The organism is Muricauda sp. MAR_2010_75 (assembly GCF_000745185.1).
In the GTDB taxonomy this organism is placed as follows: domain Bacteria; phylum Bacteroidota; class Bacteroidia; order Flavobacteriales; family Flavobacteriaceae; genus Flagellimonas.
The window spans coordinates 2,072,546-2,091,994 of the sequence record NZ_JQNJ01000001.1 but is presented as its reverse complement, the minus strand read 5'-3'; the positions used below and the strand labels follow the sequence as shown (position 1 = coordinate 2,091,994).

21 protein-coding genes and 1 tRNA gene are annotated in these 19,449 nt (G+C 40.3%); 9 read left to right on the top strand and 13 right to left on the bottom strand.

Annotated elements, in window-relative coordinates; genetic code table 11:
• Positions 1 to 24: 24 nt before the first annotated feature.
• The 3 genes from FG28_RS09370 to FG28_RS09350 form a co-directional block, all read right to left on the bottom strand.
• On the bottom strand, positions 25 to 1,086 hold the full coding sequence (locus tag FG28_RS09370; RefSeq protein WP_197062575.1) for a glycoside hydrolase family 172 protein: 1,062 nt from the start codon (positions 1,084 to 1,086) through the stop codon (positions 25 to 27).
• Positions 1,087 to 2,343: 1,257 nt separating this feature from the next.
• Positions 2,344 to 2,814 carry a hypothetical protein gene (locus FG28_RS09355; RefSeq protein WP_036382248.1) on the bottom strand — a complete coding sequence of 157 codons (471 nt, stop codon included), beginning with the start codon at positions 2,812 to 2,814 and terminating at the stop codon, positions 2,344 to 2,346.
• Positions 2,815 to 3,086: 272 nt separating this feature from the next.
• A complete protein-coding gene (locus FG28_RS09350; protein ID WP_036382246.1) occupies positions 3,087 to 3,536 on the bottom strand; it encodes a hypothetical protein in 450 nt (149 codons plus the stop codon).
• Between the two features lie 697 nt (positions 3,537 to 4,233).
• Between FG28_RS09350 and FG28_RS09345 the strand changes: the two genes are divergently transcribed.
• From FG28_RS09345 to FG28_RS09335, 3 genes are all read left to right on the top strand, one after another.
• Complete coding sequence (locus FG28_RS09345) at positions 4,234 to 4,602, top strand: single-stranded DNA-binding protein (protein ID WP_051947249.1); 369 nt, start codon at positions 4,234 to 4,236, stop codon at positions 4,600 to 4,602.
• Between the two features lie 37 nt (positions 4,603 to 4,639).
• A complete protein-coding gene (locus FG28_RS09340; protein WP_036382244.1) occupies positions 4,640 to 5,089 on the top strand; it encodes a RadC family protein in 450 nt (149 codons plus the stop codon).
• Positions 5,090 to 5,508: 419 nt separating this feature from the next.
• Positions 5,509 to 5,895 carry a BfmA/BtgA family mobilization protein gene (locus tag FG28_RS09335; RefSeq protein ID WP_051947248.1) on the top strand — a complete coding sequence of 129 codons (387 nt, stop codon included), beginning with the start codon at positions 5,509 to 5,511 and terminating at the stop codon, positions 5,893 to 5,895.
• An 11-nt stretch (positions 5,896 to 5,906) separates the two neighbouring features.
• On the opposite strand, the gene FG28_RS09330 is transcribed toward FG28_RS09335, so the two are convergent.
• Positions 5,907 to 7,045, bottom strand: a protein-coding gene (locus FG28_RS09330; protein ID WP_231562584.1) for an IS3 family transposase whose coding sequence is annotated in 2 segments (ribosomal slippage) — positions 5,907 to 6,784 and positions 6,784 to 7,045 — 1,140 coding nt in all. Because the reading frame shifts where the segments join, the coding sequence is not laid out codon by codon here.
• 82 nt (positions 7,046 to 7,127) lie between these two features.
• Here FG28_RS09330 and FG28_RS09320 point away from each other — a divergent pair.
• The 3 genes from FG28_RS09320 to FG28_RS09310 all read left to right on the top strand — a co-directional run bounded on the left by FG28_RS09320 (position 7,128) and on the right by FG28_RS09310 (position 9,234).
• On the top strand, positions 7,128 to 7,322 hold the full coding sequence (locus FG28_RS09320; RefSeq protein WP_036382242.1) for a hypothetical protein: 195 nt from the start codon (positions 7,128 to 7,130) through the stop codon (positions 7,320 to 7,322).
• A 231-nt stretch (positions 7,323 to 7,553) separates the two neighbouring features.
• Positions 7,554 to 8,030 (top strand): hypothetical protein, encoded by a 477-nt coding sequence (locus tag FG28_RS09315; protein WP_036382240.1) that lies wholly within the window; start codon positions 7,554 to 7,556, stop codon positions 8,028 to 8,030.
• Between the two features lie 337 nt (positions 8,031 to 8,367).
• Positions 8,368 to 9,234 (top strand): hypothetical protein, encoded by an 867-nt coding sequence (locus FG28_RS09310; protein WP_197062574.1) that lies wholly within the window; start codon positions 8,368 to 8,370, stop codon positions 9,232 to 9,234.
• Positions 9,235 to 9,475: 241 nt separating this feature from the next.
• On the opposite strand, the gene FG28_RS09305 is transcribed toward FG28_RS09310, so the two are convergent.
• Positions 9,476 to 9,557 (bottom strand) — tRNA-Leu (locus FG28_RS09305).
• A 171-nt stretch (positions 9,558 to 9,728) separates the two neighbouring features.
• Here FG28_RS09305 and FG28_RS09300 point away from each other — a divergent pair.
• Positions 9,729 to 11,117 (top strand): dipeptidase, encoded by a 1,389-nt coding sequence (locus FG28_RS09300; protein ID WP_036382237.1) that lies wholly within the window; start codon positions 9,729 to 9,731, stop codon positions 11,115 to 11,117.
• Here FG28_RS09300 and FG28_RS09295 read toward each other — a convergent pair.
• Positions 11,114 to 11,692, bottom strand: a complete 579-nt coding sequence (locus FG28_RS09295) for an alkylphosphonate utilization protein (protein WP_036382235.1) — start codon at positions 11,690 to 11,692, stop codon at positions 11,114 to 11,116. The genes FG28_RS09300 and FG28_RS09295 overlap by 4 nt on opposite strands.
• 122 nt (positions 11,693 to 11,814) lie before the next feature.
• The gene (locus tag FG28_RS09290) at positions 11,815 to 13,017 is read right to left on the bottom strand and encodes an NAD(P)/FAD-dependent oxidoreductase (RefSeq protein ID WP_036382233.1); all 1,203 of its coding nucleotides are present in this window, start codon (positions 13,015 to 13,017) and stop codon (positions 11,815 to 11,817) included.
• 198 nt (positions 13,018 to 13,215) lie between these two features.
• Here FG28_RS09290 and FG28_RS09285 point away from each other — a divergent pair, with 198 nt between their 5' ends.
• Complete coding sequence (locus FG28_RS09285) at positions 13,216 to 14,316, top strand: DUF4407 domain-containing protein (RefSeq protein WP_036382231.1); 1,101 nt, start codon at positions 13,216 to 13,218, stop codon at positions 14,314 to 14,316.
• Here the strand turns inward: FG28_RS09285 and FG28_RS09280 are convergent.
• Genes FG28_RS09280 through FG28_RS09255 form a run of 6 tightly spaced genes read right to left on the bottom strand, consistent with a single transcriptional unit; the run spans position 14,313 to position 18,574 of the window.
• Positions 14,313 to 16,082 (bottom strand): DNA mismatch repair protein MutS, encoded by a 1,770-nt coding sequence (locus tag FG28_RS09280; RefSeq protein ID WP_036382230.1) that lies wholly within the window; start codon positions 16,080 to 16,082, stop codon positions 14,313 to 14,315. The genes FG28_RS09285 and FG28_RS09280 overlap by 4 nt on opposite strands.
• Positions 16,083 to 16,448 carry an MmcQ/YjbR family DNA-binding protein gene (locus FG28_RS09275; RefSeq protein WP_036382228.1) on the bottom strand — a complete coding sequence of 122 codons (366 nt, stop codon included), beginning with the start codon at positions 16,446 to 16,448 and terminating at the stop codon, positions 16,083 to 16,085.
• A 2-nt stretch (positions 16,449 to 16,450) separates the two neighbouring features.
• Positions 16,451 to 16,846: a Dabb family protein gene (locus FG28_RS09270; protein ID WP_036382226.1), complete on the bottom strand. Its 396-nt coding sequence runs from the start codon at positions 16,844 to 16,846 to the stop codon at positions 16,451 to 16,453.
• 6 nt (positions 16,847 to 16,852) lie between these two features.
• The gene (locus FG28_RS09265; RefSeq protein WP_036382224.1) at positions 16,853 to 17,476 is read right to left on the bottom strand and encodes a DUF4230 domain-containing protein; all 624 of its coding nucleotides are present in this window, start codon (positions 17,474 to 17,476) and stop codon (positions 16,853 to 16,855) included.
• Positions 17,469 to 17,825: a DUF4260 domain-containing protein gene (locus FG28_RS09260; protein ID WP_036382222.1), complete on the bottom strand. Its 357-nt coding sequence runs from the start codon at positions 17,823 to 17,825 to the stop codon at positions 17,469 to 17,471. The genes FG28_RS09265 and FG28_RS09260 overlap by 8 nt, the downstream gene beginning before the upstream one ends.
• Positions 17,822 to 18,574 (bottom strand): cyclase family protein, encoded by a 753-nt coding sequence (locus FG28_RS09255; protein ID WP_036382221.1) that lies wholly within the window; start codon positions 18,572 to 18,574, stop codon positions 17,822 to 17,824. Before FG28_RS09255 ends, FG28_RS09260 begins: the two co-directional genes overlap by 4 nt.
• Before the next feature lie 259 nt (positions 18,575 to 18,833).
• Here FG28_RS09255 and FG28_RS09250 point away from each other — a divergent pair, with 259 nt between their 5' ends.
• Positions 18,834 to 19,418 carry a hypothetical protein gene (locus FG28_RS09250; RefSeq protein WP_036382220.1) on the top strand — a complete coding sequence of 195 codons (585 nt, stop codon included), beginning with the start codon at positions 18,834 to 18,836 and terminating at the stop codon, positions 19,416 to 19,418.
• The last annotated feature ends 31 nt before the right edge of the window (positions 19,419 to 19,449 follow it).

Below are 19,449 nucleotides of genomic sequence, written 5' to 3'. Positions count from 1 at the left end.
TTCTATGGTTACCATAAATCTTTATTAGTTTTTACCAAAAGTTGGTCCCTCTGTATTTTTGACATTTGGTAAACGTTCTTTAACCTCGGGTAATTTTGGGAAAGGCATATGAGGTTCTGTCTGGTACCAATAGCCCACCGTATAATAATTATCAGACCTATGGTTGGCATGTCCATGCTCTATGGTCATTTTAATCGACTTGGTAAATGTTACCGGTGACTCATCATGAAAACGATAAACGGTCCACTGCGCCCCCCTATCATCACCACCGTTCAACGGGTTGCCATAGCTGTCATAAGCAAATTCAGGCTTATCATTGCCAAAAGGATTGATTCCGCATCCACCATAACACCAAGCTCCGAGATAATAATCTTCCGCTCCGGTTCCTTTAATCTGTGCATCCTCTGCACCATCTATGAATATCATTTCATCTCCTTCTCCCCACCAATCACCTTGATTTTGGATGATACTATGGGTTACACCAAGAAAATGTCCTTTTCCTTTAGCTTCCATAATCATGTAATTCCCTTCGCCTTTAGGATTTTTATGATTGTTGACAATAGAATCGCTATTACGTTCCCAATCATTTGTCCATCCGTCTGTTGGGGTTTCCTGCCTGTATTGTGCATGGAAATAAAGGGTTTCATCTGGCAAGGATTTATGTTTCTCCCAGTCGATGTTATAATAAAATGCACCTATGGCCTCATCTCCTTCATTGGTAATGGTAATTTTTGCAGATTTTTTAAAGGGCATAGGAAAATAGGCATTGAGTGCCCTTTGCGAACCCACAGAAGTAAATTTAGACTCATACAAATTGTATTTCCCCAAACCAAGCCCAAAAAAGTCCCCTATAGGAGTTTCAACACTTGGGTTGTTTTCACCATCCCAATAAATCCTGAGAACTATTTTTTTAAGATGATAGTATTCCCCACTCGCTATAGTAACCCAAATATGCTTGATAATTCCAGGCCCAATTACATCTCCTATAGTTCGAGTCTCTCCAGGCTTGATCTTGTTTTTCCAATTTCCATCGTCGTTAGCTCCAGTTACATCATAACTGGAAATACGTTGTATTGTATAATCCATAGGCATCCATAATGCCCCTTCCTCTTTTTGCTGAGAAAAAAGCGGATAAGTACACACCAAAAGGAGGATTGTTTGGATGTAAAAGGTTGTCTTCGAAATGCACATTCTATTCATAATAATTTATATTTCTGTTTGTTTAATCTCCAATAAAATTTTGAACCAATAACATAAATCCAATACTTTCTTTGACATAATAAAAAATGATTCTTTTTAGGAACCCATGTCTTTGGAACAAGCCGTACAAAATGCCAAAGTACAAGTTAAACGTTTAAGTATTTTTCAAAACTTAATTACTTGTAAAAGTAACAAAAATTATAATACCGCAATATTTAAACGTTTAAATTTATCAAAAAAACGTCTTTTTGGATTTATTTTTAAATTATATGTAGTTATGGTTTGCGTGAGAATTTTACAAAAAAGTAAAATGCAGTATAAGAATATAGCTTGCAAAAATCAAGACCTTCATCTTTGTTCTGAAAGGGTCGCTTAGTGGTATACTAAAGGTAGGTTACTCCCTTGAGAACCAAGGAAATTTCGGTGCCATCACATAGATGGGAAGAACTATTGAACAGGGAAGTCCTCGTTACAGGGTACGGTACATCTATAGCTCAAGGAATATCCTTGAATGTATATTCACTTCATATTCTTTCGTATTATAACTCAAAAATAAACGTACCCGTATTTTGGCAAAATATACCCTAAATAGCATAAAATAAGGAGTTAGGTTGAACTCAAACTTTTATGCTTTCGATGATTTTCCAAGTCATTAGTACGGTGGGAAATGAATAGGTACTGAATTGCCGACCTTTTAATAATAGAAATGATAGGGCTAACTTGATTTAAAGACCTATGATTTTCTCTTATTATTCAATTTTTAGTTCTCCGTTTGCATATTGTCGAAGTAACACTTTTGCTTCTTTCGATTTGCTTTCAGATAAAGTATTAAATGTCACGGTGCCATTCTGAATATACTCCGTCAATAAATCAACACTTTCCTCTAGTGTTATTAATCCTTTATCTTTTAGATAAGAAAAAAATCTTTGAAATTTCGTGTAACTGACATCATGCATTTTTCTTTTGTTTAAATTTTGGCTAATAATACTCAAAAGGGAATTGCCCGTAGGAAGACCTTTCCTGTAATGATAGGCTTAATTTAAGTAAAAGGCTTCAATGAATTATAACGCTGTTTTTCTTTAATTCTATTTAATTTTTCTTGATACTCTTCATCGCAAATAATTCCTTTTGCTTTTAAATTATCTAATTCCGAGACCAATTTCTCGTATTCTCTTTTTTTAGCTTTTCCTCTTTTCTAGATGCATTTTTTCTTACTGCTTGTTCTTTTTTCTCAACGAATTCCGACTCGGAGATAATGTCATTTCGCCTTAAAACATCCAGATTTTTTAGTGGGTTGGTTTTGTTTTCATAATATGACGCAATAAAAAATAATATAATAATTGCCGCAGAAGTCCCACCTCCCACAGTTAATATTTTATTTCTCTTCTTTACCCTGTGCGATGTAATTAACCCTACATAATTTGCATCCATGGGAAAGGCAGATGCTCCTCTATAATCTTCATTTGCATATTTTCTGTACTCGGTGATTGGAAACTGTCCGTTTTCAAACCTCTCAATAAGTGATTTGGCATTCATCTCATTCTTTCCAAAAAAGAACAAGGAAGTCCCGAGAACAACAATAAGTAGTAAAAGAATATATTGACCCAGTTTCATGGTTTTTTCAATTAACTAGGGCTTACAAAATTGCATAGTATGGTTTCTCTAATCGACAAATATTATGAATACTTTTAGCCAAGCTATGTCAATAAGTAAAAGGAGTTGGAATTTCAATCGGGAAATTCAGTAGTTTTTGCAAATTAACGCTGTTGTGGCATGTTATTGATATCCTTTAAATAATTCAATCGCTTTTAAGTATTTAATTCCGCCACTCAAAGTTTGGTCACGTAAAAAGCCATTCAAGTCTGGGTGATTTTCCTCAACCCAACTTACAAATTCATCTCTGCGTTTAATAAATTTTTCGACGTTGAAGGATACAGAAGTTCGTTCAACACTATTCTATCACCATCAAATAATATTGTCTCATTCATTATTATAGGTTGGTCGTGTAGAAAAGAAATTCTCTTATCAATTTTTGAAATCTTGGCTTTGACAATATCGTCATCTTTTTCGATTTTGAGGATTTCATAGGTCGGTTGGAAAACAGAGTCCCATTTCACCCATTCAGCGTATTTATTTTGGACATATTTTTGTTCGTATCCATCATCAATGGTTGTAAACTCTTCCGTAATTAATCCAGTCACTTTTGAGTGATTTGAATTGTCAATCGCAACATAAAACTTTTTCGCTATTTCAATTTTGTCTGTTTCTTTTTCAGCTTTTTCACATGATATATATGTGATTGTTGAAAGTAATAACAGTACTATTATTTTTTTCATTCCTTTTTTGGTTGGGTTAATCAGCTACAACATATTAATATGATTGTAATATACATCTATATACTTAATTGGAATGAATAGATGCAATTGAAGATATGATACCGGCGACCTTTAACCAAGCTTTCTTAAAACAGTAATCTTGAATTCTTTCTCATACCTAAAACATGGGGATTTACGCTCTGACCAAAACTTGTTTAAAAGTTTCTTATCCGTCTTCCAACACAAAGCTTTCTTGGAGCTTTGTGGGAATACTTTAAATGGTATTTGGTAGTGGTCAAATTTTAAGGGGTCCTTAATAAAAGAAGCCCTTTGTTGTTTTCCGGGTCATCGTAAAACAGGGTTGTGCCCAGGGACTTCCAATCAGGACACCTTCGTCCACAGTCGCTTAACTTTCCGTACGCTCCCTTGCCAATGGGTCAGATGGCATTCCCAAGGGCTCCAATGGAACCTGTCAAGGCCAAGACAGGTTTTGTTCGCAAATAGGGATTCCCCTGCCTTGAAAACCTCAAGGTTTTGCTATGTTGCGGAGCCTCCCGATTTCCGTCCAAAAGCCTTGACAGAACCCCCTTCTTTTATTGTGCGATGCACGTAAGAAGCAAACAAACACCCCCTTAAAATTTGGGAACAATTGAACAAAGTATAAGGAGGATTTATTAATCCTGTCTGCCGACAGGCAGGCATTTAAATGCTTTTTATCATGAGTACATTAAGAAACAAAGTGCAGTTGATCGGAAATATGGGACAAGATCCCGTGATCACCGATCTTGAAAACGGAAAACGCGTGGCACGTGTGAACTTGGCCACCAACGAGCACTACAGGAACAAACAAGGGGAACGGGTGACCAATACCGAATGGCACACCCTTATCGGATGGGGAAAGCTGGCCGACATCATCAAAGAATTTGTGGACAAGGGCAAAGAGATTGCCGTAGATGGAAAATTGACCTCCCGTTCCTATGAGGACAAGGAAGGGAACAGACGTTATGTGACCGAAGTGGTCTTAAGTGAGATTTATTGTTGGGAGATAACAACGATTGATCGGGTCAGGGGTGCCCATGGGAAATAGGCGTCCCTTTCTTTATCTATCCATAATTAAGAGTAAAATGGAACATAGAGTCAACGAAATACGAATCAGTTACCATGAGAAACCCAGCACCTTGAAATCCCTCTCGATCACCAATTCCAATGATGTGGGGAGATTGTTGTTCGAGAACTGGGATACCGATACCATAGGATTGCACGAGACGTTCAAGATCCTATTGCTCAACCAATCCAATAAGGTCAAAGGGATCTATCCCTTGTCCATTGGAGGTATCACAGGAACCTTGGTGGATATACGAATCCTTTTTGCAATTATCCTAAAGACCCTTTCCGTGGGGATAATCCTTACCCATAACCATCCCTCTGGGCAGTTGAGGGCAAGTGAACAGGACAGGCAATTGACCCAAAAGATCAAACAGGCTGCACAGCTTTTTGATGTAAAGGTCTTGGACCATATCATCTTGGCACCCGATGGAAGCTATTTCAGTTTTGCCGATCATGGTTTGATGTGATCCATATGGAAATGGCAAAAAACAATGGATGCCAAAACCGGCCATAACGACCCAATCATTATGATTGGGTTTTTCTATGTTCAATAGATTGAATTCCATACCTTTAAAAACAGTTATGAACAATACCCGAAGTACGGCAATCCCATTGATTTGACTTTCCTGAAGTCCGTACCATTCGATTTGACTTTTAAATAGGAAGCAACTGGTTTTTAAACCATGTTGTGCGATTCATTTTTGTCCCTGCGGGACGAAAAGGTAGAGCAAGAGGATAGCGCGCAAGCGCGGCGCTATTGATTCATTTTCCTTCGGAAAAGCACTGTTCATAAGGGTTCTTGGAATCTAAAGGAATTTGAGCTCCAATGGTTTTTGGTGAAAAAATGGACTGGGCCCAGTAAAATCAAGGAATTTTTGGTGAAAAAATGGATAAAGGATACGAAAAAGAACGGTTCGCGGCCATGAAGGTCAAAGTCTCAGTGGCAAGGAAATTCAGGAGTTTTTCCAAACGGCAAGGGAAGTCACAGACCATGACCTTGTTGGCCATGGTGGAATTCTTTGAACACAATGGGATCTCACCTGATGAACGGATGCACGAGACCATAGCAAGCCTGAAATATTTGATCAAAAGACGTTTCAATTCAATGGTGGCTATCATGCGAAGTATCGAAAAGGAGCAGACTTTGCCAACTGTAAGTATGATTCAGGCGCTCTTTGAACAGGAACTGGAAACGGAGGTGGGCGAAGAATGGGAAGGTGATTTCGAATTTTTTGAGAAGCAACTGACGGAGATAAATACCCCAACCGTGTAGCCTTACCCCTTTTAGGACATCGCTAAATTCATAAAATTATCATTAATGTTGTCTGTTTCGGGGAAGAATTCTTCCCCGAAACGTTTCTTGTATTCCCTGGGCGGCATATCCCCGATGGATGAATGGGGATGCCTTGTATTGTAATCCTCCATCCATTTTTGGGTCAGTGCCCTTACTTGGTGGAGGTCGTTGAACCAATAGGCATCGAGCACATCCTCCCTGTAAAACCTGTTCAGGCGTTCCATATATCCGTTCTGCATGGGCTTGCCGGGCTGGATGAACTGCAGCTCGACACGTTTGGCCTTGCACCATTGTGATAGGGCCTTGGATATGAACTCCGGACCGTTGTCGCAGCGTATGGTCTTTGGCAGGCCTATTTCCTCCTCCAGTTGTGATAAGGTCTCCACTACCCTTATCGCCGGATAGTTCAGCCCCACGTCCATGGCCAGTGCCTCCCGGTTGCAGTCGTCCATCACATTGAACACCCTTATCTTCCTTCCATCGGACAGCACATCGGCCATAAAGTCCATGCTCCAGACCTCGTTGAGCTCCATCGGGGCCCCCAGTGGGTTCTTTGTCCTTGCAGGAAGCCTCTTCTTGTGCTTCCTCCTGAGTTTTAGGTTCATGGACCTGTAGACCCTCAACACCCGTTTCCTGTTCCAGTTGCGGCCTTCGCGACGCAAACGCTTGTAATACACCTCGAATCCCCTTGTCGGCAGCTCTTCGGCCAGCCTGGAAAGGGCATCGACGACCTCGGTGTCGTCCCTCCTGCTATGGTAGTACCACATCGACCGGGCAAGGTCCAGTACCCCACAGGAACGCGATACACATACAGAATAGGCCTCCTGGAGATATTTGGCGCGCTGCTTCTTGTCGGAAGGCCCTAGAACTTTTTTGACAGTACGTCCTTGAGCATACGGATGTCAAGACTGGCATCGGCGTACATCTGCTTGAGTTTGCGGTTCTCCTCCTCGAGTTCCTTCAAGCGCTTCATATGCGCAACTTCCATGCCCCCGTACTTCTTCCTCCAATAATAAAAAGTGCTGGTGTCAATCCCCATCTCACGGGATATGTCACCCACCTTGCGGCCCTGTTCGTTCTCTTTCAGTGCCTTGATGATCTGGCTCTCGGTAAACTTGCTTTTTTTCATGTGACAGTTAAAATTTAAAGTTAGAAAATCTGAATTTTAAACTGTCCTATTTTTAGGGAAGGCTACAACCGATCCGGAGCTATTGGATAAAGAGACCACAGTTCCCAAAATCCGGTATGTCCGATTGGAGGAACGAATGGAAGAGCTGAAGGAGGATTTCGCCTATGTGTTGGACCATGTATCGGAATACCATAACCGCTTCGGTAAGGATTACCTTAAATTGGATCTAAATCCTGGGGCCATCGAAAAATACCGAACAAAACTCAAGAATATGTAAAAAGGGATTTCGCCACTTCACAAGAAAAACCGGGAAAGAATTACAGTGTTTTTCTTTACAAAGTATTCAGGATATGCATAAACATAACAGTGTTTTAGCACTTTTAAAAGGTATTCAAATTTTATTAGATAGATGAACAAAGTTTAGATTTTATATCTTCATCAGTGTCAAGACTTACAGGTTCATGAAGAGCGTGGTTGTAAATTAGCTTATAACAGCATAAAACAGAAAATGGATAGTCCATATTTAAGAGTCAATCAAGAACCAAAATCCTTTCAATCAGAGCTGCAAAAGATAAAAGATAGTCAGAGGATAGGGATTTATAAACTATATTATTTTGAAAATGGGCATCCCAAAGTAATACCACGTCTTTTTAATAATGACAAAAACGGGATTCTGTACATAGGAATGACCGAGGTGCCATTGGTTAAAAGAGTATCCAATCTTCAAAAAGCACTTTTTGACAACTCCAATGTAGATGGATCAGGGCCCGTATCTTCCGGTCATACTCAAATGGGAAGGAAATATTATCGAATTCGAAATAAGATTAATATTCAAGACCTCTTCATCCAAATATTTCCCAATGATTTTCCCAAGAAATCGGAATCTATAGAATTGGAAAAATATGTTAGTGAGTTTGCTGAGTTACCTCCCTTAAATGGCCAATACGGTTCATTTGACCCGGAGGATTGGTCAATATTTTCTTAAGTCAATATTGATTATCAAAAGAACAATTATTTGAACTAATAGAACTTCTATTTATTTAGAAGTTTTTCCATATAATTAATCTTGTCCTTTTCAGCTTGAAGAAGACGTGTAGATACCCCGATCTTTAGGACAGTTTCTCTACAAAACTAATATAATTATCAAGCTGCTCTCTTGAATAGATCAATGGGTCTTTCATAGTCGATGGACTGGTGTCTTCTTTCATGGTTGTAATATTCAAAGTACTCTGCCAATAACAGATAAAAAACTTAGTGACATCAAACTCTGTTTGAGGTTAGAAGAGAATATAATAGATCCGTACTTGAGCAAATACAATGCCTTGAAAAACGAAATCAAAAACAATCCTTCCTTGCCGCTATCGGTCCCAACGAGAATGTACAAACCAGATATTTTGATCCAAAATGCTAAATCCGATCTTGAAACTTCAAACTTCAATCCCAGCTATCAGTACAAGGATATAATCTATACCACGAAAGGGGTTTTAAACATAGAGGTTTCAAAACAGATGGTTCCCAGGGCACTTCGGTTCATGAATGCATTGATCAAGTTACTCCACAAGAGAGGCCATGATATAGTTGTCGAAGAATATATAACCTATGCTATCATATTTGACGAAAAAATCAATATAAAGTGTCGTGAAAAATCAAAAAGGGTTATGGTCAAAAAAGAGAGATGGACAAATTATGAATACCACCCAAGTGGCATTTTAAAGTTTAAGATGGATGCTGATTACTCTGCAACAAAGAAATGGACGGACAATAAAAATGAACTTTTGGAAGAACAGCTCGTCAAAATTCTGACTAAATTGGAATTGACTGCCAAGGAGCTGAAAAAAGAAAGAATTGAAAGAGAGGAACGGCGTAAACGATACTTGGAAGAACAAAAAATAGAACAGCAGCTTCAAGCACTAAGAGACAAAGAATTGAAAGCCATGAAGTCACTTTTCAAGGACATGAAAAGACATGAAATGACAACCCGGCTCAGAAGTTATATCCAAGATTTTAAAAGGTATCATGAATCCAAGGGTGAACTGACCGAAGAAATTTTAAAATGGCTGGAGTGGGCGAATGAAAAAATTGAATGGTTCGATCCGATGATAGAAAAAGAAATACTCCTTTTAAAAGGTATCAAACGAAACTCTTTTATTGAAAGTCAAGAAAAACATTCAAGCATGTTCTATCCCTGATCAAAGGATAAATAGAAACTTCTGGGAAAGAAAGGATTGGTGGTCAAAATAGATTTTTAAAATGACCGATATTATGCCAAAAAATATGACCTGAATTACTTTTAATCCCAATTGTTTTCAATTGAAAAAAAATCTAGTGCAGGGGGCGCAAATGAGCAAATGTTGTACCTATGTTGTACCCGAACAAAAAAAGCTCCCCAAAATTGAAGAGCTTTTCCTTGAAATTATTTAAATGAAAAAGTGCGGGTGAAGGGAGTCGAACCCCCACGCCTTGCGGCACCAGATCCTAAGTCTGGCGTGTCTACCAATTCCACCACACCCGCTTTTTCAATATTTTATGAACTTTTCCTTGTCTAGATCCTAAGTCTAGCGTGTCTACCAGTTCCACCACACCCGCAAAATGGAGTGCAAATATAAATCAATTTTCCGATTTGCAAACCGGCCTACTTTAAAAACTTGTTTTTTGTACTTTTAGTATCCTTTTTAAAACATATATGGAACACATAAACGACTACATCAACACCCACAAAGACCGATTCATAAACGAGCTAATCGAACTTCTAAAAATCCCCTCCATAAGTGCAGACCCCGCCTATTCGGCAGCTGTTTTGGAAACGGCTAAAGCTGTGAAAAAATCACTGGACGATGCAGGTTGCGACAATACCGAAATCTGCGAGACCAAAGGATATCCCGTGGTGTACGGAGACAAAATAATTGACCCTAATTTACCTACGGTTTTGGTCTATGGCCATTATGATGTGCAACCTCCAGACCCAATGAATCTTTGGGATTCACCACCTTTTGAGCCTGTCATCAAGAAAACCGATTTACACCCGGATGGGGCCATTTTTGCACGGGGTGCCTGTGACGACAAAGGTCAGTTTTTTATGCACGTAAAGGCCGTGGAGTTCATGATCAAGAACAACCAGCTTCCTTGCAACGTAAAATTCATGATTGAGGGTGAAGAGGAAGTAGGAAGCGATAGCTTGGAGGATTTCCTAAAAGAAAACAGCGAAAAACTCAAAAACGATATCATTTTGATTTCCGATACGGGGATGATTTCCAATGACACCCCCTCCATTACTACAGGACTACGAGGATTGAGTTATGTACAAGTGGAAGTGACCGGTGCCAACCGGGACCTTCATTCGGGGATTTACGGAGGTGCTGCACCTAATCCTATTAACATATTGGCAAAAATGATTGCTTCGCTTCATGATGAGAACAACCATATTACCATTCCTGGGTTTTATGATAAGGTTGAAATCATTTCTGATGAGGAACGCGCAGAAATGGCCAAAGCTCCTTTCAACCTGGAAGCGTATAAAAAAGCTTTGGATATTGACGATGTTCATGGTGAAAAAGGCTACACCACCACCGAACGTTTTGGAATTCGACCCACCTTGGACGTGAACGGGATTTGGGGCGGCTATACCGGTGAAGGTGCCAAAACCGTCATTGCGAGTAAAGCCTACGCCAAAATTTCAATGCGATTGGTTCCCAACCAAGATTGGCATGAAATCACGGACCTATTTACCAAACATTTTATGGCTATCGCTCCAAAAAGTGTGAAAGTAAAGGTTACCCCTCATCATGGTGGTCAGGCGTATGTAACCCCTATTGACAGTGATGGGTATCAAGCTGCTTCCAAAGCCATGGAAACTACCTTTGGAAAAACTCCGGTACCACAACGAACAGGAGGAAGCATTCCCATTGTGGCGCTTTTTGAAAAAGTTTTTGACAGCAAGACCATTCTCTTGGGATTTGGATTGGACAGCGACGCCATCCACTCCCCCAATGAACATTTTGGGGTCTGGAATTTCTTAAAGGGCATTGAGACCATACCCTATTTCTACAAATATTATATGGAGATGAAGTCTTAGGTCTTCTTCACGTACTGGGTAAGAATCACAATTTGTTGACCATCCACCTTGCCCTCAATATATTCAGCATTCTCGCGATCCAGGGAAATTCGTCGTACTGCGGTTCCCTGTTTTGCGACCATACTGGAGCCTTTTACTTTTAAATCTTTGATCAAAACAACATTATCGCCATTTTCCAAAATGGCGCCGTTGGCATCCCTGTGGATTACTTTCTCGCTTTCTGCCTCACCTTCGCCAGTAGCTTTCGCCCAAGCTAGGGTCTCCTCACCCAAATACATCATATCCAAAAGGTCTTGTGGCCATCCTTCGGATTTCAATCGATGGAGCATACGCCAGGCGACAACCTTTACTGCATCGTGCTCGCTCCACATACTATCATTTAAACAACGCCAATGATTGGCATCCACTTCATCCGGATTTTCAATTTGGGTTTTACAGGTAGCACACACCAAAATGCTTCCATCCAACCCTCCCGTGGAAACTGGCGGCACCTCGTAGATGTCCAACCCTTCTGTTGCGCTGCACAGTTCACATCTTGCGCCACTTCGTTCCTGCAAATCTTCCAGTAATCCCATTATTGTTTTTTTAAGCGATGCAAACTTAGAACTTTTCAAATAATACTTAGTCTGATAAAAGGTCTAAAAAGAAAAAATCCACTCACATACATGAGTGGATTTCATAAAAACCACAACAACTCTCAAGGCAATTGAGAATACCCGTGTCTGGTCTTCCATAGGAAGTATTTTTCAAAAAGCACCTTTGAAAAATCGTAGAACACATTGGGTATCATAATTGCAAAGTTTCTAGGTTTAAAGAGGTGGTCGCTAACAATAATCACCTCTTTTTTACCAGCATCCATCACGCAGATACCAGGAATTTTTCCCCATGCTTTTGTTTTCAGTTTTTCTTTTCCATTGGTGACCCGAACAATATTTTCGGCTACAATTTTGCCGGTCTCATCAGATGGATATCCTGTTTTGGGGCCAGAAAATGGCACTTTTCCAGGTTTGAAGGGCAATTTTACATCCACAGCGATTCCTGCGGACCAAATGTTGGGGTATTTTAAATGTCTGTAGTCATCTCCCACGGGTAAATACCCAGCTGGTGTCGCCATAAGTTCTGTGGAGTTCACTACAAAGTCCACACCTACGAATGGGGGCATCAACATAGTAAAATCACTAGCCAATTCTTCGCCTGAAGTCAATATGACCTTATCTTTTGTCACTTCTTTCACTCCCACTTCGGTATGGTAGTGAATGTTGAACATTTTCATAAAGGATTTAAGCATGGTCTCACCACCAGTGATGCCATCAATCCCAAAGTGTCCCAAGAAGGTTTCGGGAGTAATCCAATGAAGGTCAACTTTCTTCCTAATCTTTTGTTCCCTCAACCATTTTTCCACATTAAAGAGGAATTCATAAGCGGCACCCATGCAACCCGCATTTTGGGTGGCACCGATAACAATGGGACCTGGGTTTTTCTTGAATTCTTCCAAAGCTTTTCTGGTTTTCATAGCACCATTGGGGGTGCCAATGTAATGTGCAAATTCGGCTACGCCGGGAGCCACATCGTATTTTACCTTAGGTCCGGTGGCTATCACTAAATGGTCATAGGCATAATTCCCTTTTGTGGTATAGACCATTTGTTCATTGGGGTCTACCCGTAAAGCTTCCGCTTGAACGAAATCGACCCCTTTCTTTTCCAAAATGGTGTCTTTTCTAAAAGAAATATCCTTGATCTCCCTTCTGCCAAAGGGCACCCAGATCAGTGAGGGAACAAATAGAAATAAGGGAGATTTGTCAATGACAATCACCTTGTGTTCTTTTTTCCCTTTTCGTTTGATTTCCAAAGCGGCGGTCATTCCTGCGAAATTTCCACCAATTACTACTGTTGTTGTCATGGCCTTTGAATTTATTACTGTGAAATTACACCATCCATTCACCAAAAACAGTAACCTAAGTCACATATAATCAAGACATAGCCTCATCGTTAAACATTCCCTAAAATAGAGAGCAAACCCATGATTTATAAGCCAATTATGTAACAAAATCTGCAAAATCGCGTTCTAATATTCTATCAATCAAATCAGAACACTATAATGCTACAACGATTTTTCATCTTCTGTTCAGGGGCTGACACCCTTATTCTTAAAACGTGTTCCAACGGGGAACGCAACAAATACGCTGGTATTGGCGCTACGGTTTTCTTTACCGCCGTTATGGCTTTCATTGCCAGTGGCTATGCCTTGTACACCGTTTTTGACAACCTCTTTACGGCTATCTTTTTTGGACTTATTTGGGGATTGTTGATTTTTAATTTGGACCGATATATCGTATCCACCATTAAGAAACGTGATAATTTTAAAAGTGAATTGCTACAGGCAGCTCCACGAATTGTACTGGCCATCATCATTGCTTTGGTGATTTCCAAACCGTTGGAAATGAAGATTTTTGAAAAGGAAATCAATCAGGTGTTGTTGGAAGAAAAAAACGCCATGACCTTGAACAATAAGGAACAATTGGCCTTGCAATACACCCCAAAGATTGAAAGTCTCAATCAAGATATTACTAGTCTGAAAAATGAAATAGCTACCAAAGAAGCGGAAACAAATGCCCTCTACGATACCTATATTTCTGAAGCAGAAGGAACCGCTGGAACGGGTCTATTGGGTAAAGGTCCTGTATATAAGGAAAAGCGAGAAAAGCATGATGCTTATCTGGCCGAACTGAACACCTTAAAGGAAACCAATGCCACCAAAATTGAAGGGCTCGAATCCCAAATTGCGGCGTTGGAAACGGATTACAACACGGCCGTAACCAATTCCCAGCCTATTATTGATGGATTTGATGGGCTCATGGCCCGCATCAATGCACTGGGTAAACTGCCTTGGTTTCCTTCCTTCTTTATCTTTTTATTGTTCTTGGCGATTGAAACCGCTCCTATTATTGCCAAGTTGTTGGCACCAAAAGGAGAGTACGACTATAAATTTGAGGAGCAGGAAAGTGTAGTGGCCACATGGGTGACCCAAAAAGTGGCACAACGCAAACTCTTGATGGCCACCGATGGGGAAATCAATACGCAAATCTATGCCGATATCAAGAGCGAGGAAGAACTCTATCGCTACAAAAAGGAAAAGGCGGAAGAGTTGCTTCGGCTACAAGCCGATTCCTTCCACAACGTGCAAGTAAAGGGACTCTAGTCCACAATCCCCATATTTTTTAATAGGAAAGAGGCATTCATATTTTGGCAAACCCCTTCTTTGAACTTATAATCAAAGAACAGCTCCCCATTGATAATCTGGGCATCAAAATAGTGGTTCTCCACTTGGGGAAGTTTATCTGCAAGGGTGCAAAGGCTTAAATCGTGGGTGGCCACCATGCCCGTTGACCCATTTTTCACCAAACGTTCTATAAATTTTTTAGAACCTTCGGCCTTATCCACACTGTTGGTTCCTTTTAAGATTTCGTCCAAAATGACGAAACCGTCCCCTTTTTCCAACTCTTCTACAATATATTTTAAGCGTTTCAGCTCTGCATAAAAATAGGAGGTCTCATCGGTCAGTGAATCCGAAGAACGCATACTCGTCAACAAGCGAACAGGAGCATATTTTACTTCCTTTCCTTTTACGGGCAAACCCATATTTGCCATGACTATCTGTAGGCCAACGGCCCGTAAAAAGGTACTTTTCCCGGCCATATTGGCCCCGGTAACGATACAAAAACGACCCTTTCCTATCTCAAAATCGTTCAATACGTTCTTTTTGGAATCTACCAAGGGGTGGCCCACTTCCTTTCCACTCAAAACCGCATCACCCTGAACCAAGTTAGAATAGGTATGATCTGGATGATTAAAAGCATAGGTACCCAAGGTAACGTAGGCATCAAACTGGGCAATGGCCGAAAACCATTCCTCAACCTCATCCCCGTATTTTTCAATCCAAGACTCCACTTTATAAGCAAAGTATAAACTCCAAAGGAAAAAACCTTGACCGATAAGCAACACCAAAAGGTTGTTTTGCTGTTCAAAGTTGTCCATCCGTCGACTAAAGTTTTTCAATATTTTTGACGTCTTCGTGCCTTCGACCTCCAGCTTTTTTTGAAGGTCCTGCAAGAGTTCCGATTTGAAATTTTGTCCTTCCAGTTCAGAAATCAAGCACTGGTGTTGCTGCATGGTTTCTTGCGCTTCGGACACTTGAACCGCAAACTTGAGAATGCTTTTGGAAAAACGACCGATAATCCCAAAACCCAAAAAGTACCAGAGTACCACCAAACTATTGGGTACCAAACTAAAAACGCTCAAAAAAATCAACAAAACAGAAATCAATGCAAAAATGAGGGTTACCATCCCTGTCCACTTTGGTGTGAACGAAACATGGTTTTTCATCCAATTGGAAACCAAATCAGGTGAAATCCTGGGCTTAGTTTCGCCAGCCAAAGCGGAAAAATGTTGTCGCCATTCGGGCAATTGGGCCAATTCTTGAATCGCTTCTTGTTTTTTGGTAATATCCTTCGGATATCCGTCCAATAAAAGGCTCGAAAAAACTTTCCTGCCCTGAACCAATGTCGTTCGGTTGGTATATTGATAAAAGGAACCCCGCCCGAACAAATCCAAATCTTGCGCATAAGGATGGTCGGGTTGTAAAAATTCTCTTCCGTCTGGTAAATGGTGATAACGGCGGGCCAAGATTTCCAGTTCTTTTGTATTGATGTCAATCAAGCGTTGTACATATGCCTTATACCGCTTTACATTGATAAAACGAATAATCAGAAATATGAACAACCCAACGCCTAAGGGCAGCAGTACAAAAATTGCCTCCGTTCCCCAAAAGAAGTAAGTCCCAAAGGCCAATGCCACAAATATGGACAACCGTAACGTGGCCAGCAACCCCAATCGCTTTTTTACCTGCTGAAGTTCCTGCTGATGTTTATCTCTTTGGGATGTGTAAAAATGCTGTAAATCCACCATCTAATCTCTGCCCATATTTTGCAATTCCTGCTGTAGTTTTTTGGTAAGTCCAGCCACCACAAGTTCGTAGGAATGGTCCACCAGTTCCAGAATCAATTTAGCAGGAAGGTTTTCCAAGAAAAGGGTATTCCAATGGGTTTTGCTCATGTGGTAACCCGGAATAATCGTCCCATCGTATTCCTCACGCAGTTCCACGGCACGTTCTGGGTCACATTTTAAATTGCACTGTGGAGGGAGTCGTTCCAAGGATACCAAGGCGAACATTTTTCCCATCACTTTAAACACCAACGTATTTGCATCAAAGGGGAACTCCTCCGTCACCCCCTTTTTTGTGAGGCAATATTCACGAAGTTCCTCAACATTCATGGCTAGATACCTTGCGAATCGTACACAATGACCTTTTCCCAAAGATCTTTACATTCCTCAATAAAAACAAGGTGCGGTGGTTCTGTTTGGTAAGCTGCTTGATCTTCGGCTGACTCAAATGACACGATGAGTGCATAAGTGAACGAATCATCCACTACATCCCGAACTGCTTTGGGTGGTTTTCCAATATATTGGGTCTTGGCGTATTGCGAATTGTCCAGAAACTTTCTTAGGGAAGCTTCAAACTTGTCCCTGTCGGCCTCGCTATCTGGGTTTTTGAACCAGAAATAAACGGTATGCGCAAATGCGTCGTCAAAGTTTTTCATGTCATTTTTGATTTGTACACAACTGGAGGAAACTATTCCCACCAAAAATAGAATAATGATTCTTGTTTTCATGTTTGTTTATTGTTCTATAAATTGTTTTTCTCGATTTGAAATTTCCAAGGCAGAATAATCCAAGGTCCAACCAATGGTCTCCACAATTTTTTCCACCACCAAAACGGCTTGCAAGGCTTCTTTACGTGCTGTTTCCATTAAACCACTTTCAGGGATTTTCTGTTTGATGTGTTCCTTGGCCTCCTGATTCAATTTGGTGAGGTCGTTTGGTGAAAAGCTGTTGAACAGTCCGTTCTTGATATCATAAAACTGAAGGTCGGGCTCAATGGACAACACTTCCGGCACTGGAAAATTACGCAATACGATTCTTTTATTCTGGATATCGGCGGATAAATCCAGTTTCCCTAGATCATATCCAATATGTGCCTTGGCCTTCACTACAATCAGTGCCTTTTTCTTGCTGCGCAAAAGGCTCATAAAACTGTCCTTAGTGTTTTCGTAATGATAGATTTCAGCAAAATCGCCTTCCACCGAAACCAATTTGCAGACACTGCGAATCTTGTCCAACAACACTGTGGATTGCTGTTCGGTGATTTCTCTGCTCTTCTTTTTACGGAACAGGGAGTACACCCAATACATGAGTATTGCCCCTAATATTACACCGAGAATGGTATCAACTATTTCACCCATGATTACCTATTTCACCCAAGTGGGTAAACTTAAATCCTTTGTCATATTTTAGTCCATAACCCAAGGCTCTATCCAATGCCGAATGCGAAAACAGGATGATTCCTAGGAGTTGGCATAAAGGTATTGAAAAGTAGATACCCATGAGGTACACCACCAAGGCAACTCCTTTGTGATGGAACAGATTATAGGAAAATGCCCCGATCTTATTACCAAAAAGGTAGCCAAGCATCCCAATATCAGGCGTCAGGAGCAACACCAAAAACCACCACCAGGCATAGGGCGTTAAACTGAACAGGTAGATGCCTAAACCGAACATCATGAGTTCCTCAAGCTTAAGAATTACTTTCATTTTTCCAGGATTTTATACAAAACTGGGCGACTGGGACTGGCATCATTTTCGAATGGCGCCACCTGAAGGTCTAAAAAGTAGGTACCGTCCACCACTTTGTTGGGTACGTAAATAAATTCTGTGATCGTGGCTTTTTCCCGAGGTTTGCCTTTGCTATTCCAAAAGGCATTGTGACACAGAAGTGCACCTGCATCCCGTTCTTTGTCCACCGAAGGCAAATCTACCAGCAAGTGTTTCACCCCTTTTTTCACCAAGTACTTCGCGGCTTTTTCCATTAAATACGGTGGATTGGTATCGGAGTAGTTGTGGGAGCGTTTGTCCTTGAGATTGGGCAAAGTCCGAATGACAACTGCTTCCCGTTTTTTGTTGCCCAAGGCGTATTTGAGTTGCTTTTCGGAAATGACAAAGTCTTCGCCTTCCTGCTCAGGGGCCACAGTGATGACCTCAGCCAAAAAGAAGAACTGCTTTAGTTTCTTGTTGACGGAATGAAATGCTTCTGTAATATGCCCCAAACACTCTGTATGCGTAACATGGCTATGTGGATTGAACCAAATATCATTGAAATTGGTGGACGCGCCCTCGGTCACCTTTCCCGTAAAACCATCTTGTTTGTGGGGGGAGATTTTCGGTGGGTCCAAGTACCAGGCATTCACACCTCTATCTCCATCTTGGAGCGGTATGGAGATATCAAGGGGTTTGGACAAATCAATTTTATAGTTTCTGGAATTGTGTTTTATGGTGGCTATCATTCAATCGTAACTTAAAACAGTAATTAAATCAATTCATTTGATAAATGCAATTAATTGTTGGCTTGAGTGAAAGCTTAAAAGAATTTTGATTCACTGGAAGCCATGTTTAATAAACTTAGAAGGCATGCTGGTCTAATACTGCGTTGATTTTTTGTTCCAAAAACCATAATTTTATTCCTATCTGTCGACAGGCAGGCATCGTTGGTTATAAATCGTTAATACGGATTTATGTCTCTGTGGTTAGATTCAATTTAAAATTATGAAAAATGAAGTGCGACAATGGGCCCTTTTCACATCTATTACAGGAATCATATCAATTGGATGTTATTTTTTAGCAATACTTATACCCTTAAAGGGATTCTTCTGGCACTTAAACAGTTTTAGTATTGGAGTATTACTGGGTGTTTCACTATTCGGTTTAAGCAAGATTTTCACACAGTCCATATTTTCAATAGTAGGAGGATTATTGTCGCTTCTCGGCGGAATATTTATGTCTTATATGTTAATCCTTCAGCATGGGTTAAGTGCTTACAACAATTCTGGTTCAAGTAGTAATGGGATACAAGCATTCAACTACATACAATTATCAACTGATATTGCTTTTGATTTTTTCATAGGTATAGGTTTGATATTTCTGTGCGTACAAATGATACGTGAAGGAAAAATTTGGTTGATAGTAGGACTAATTGGATTTGTGCTACAACCAATGCAAATAGTCTTTAATCTAATAACTTTTCCAATTAATCCACACGAAAAAGGCCTTTTGGATATAGGTCCATTTGCAGCTCTTTGGCTTGTTATGATTTATTTATTGTCTGGAAGAGTTTATTTAAATAAAAAATAAATCTCACAGACACTAAAATGAATATGCGAGC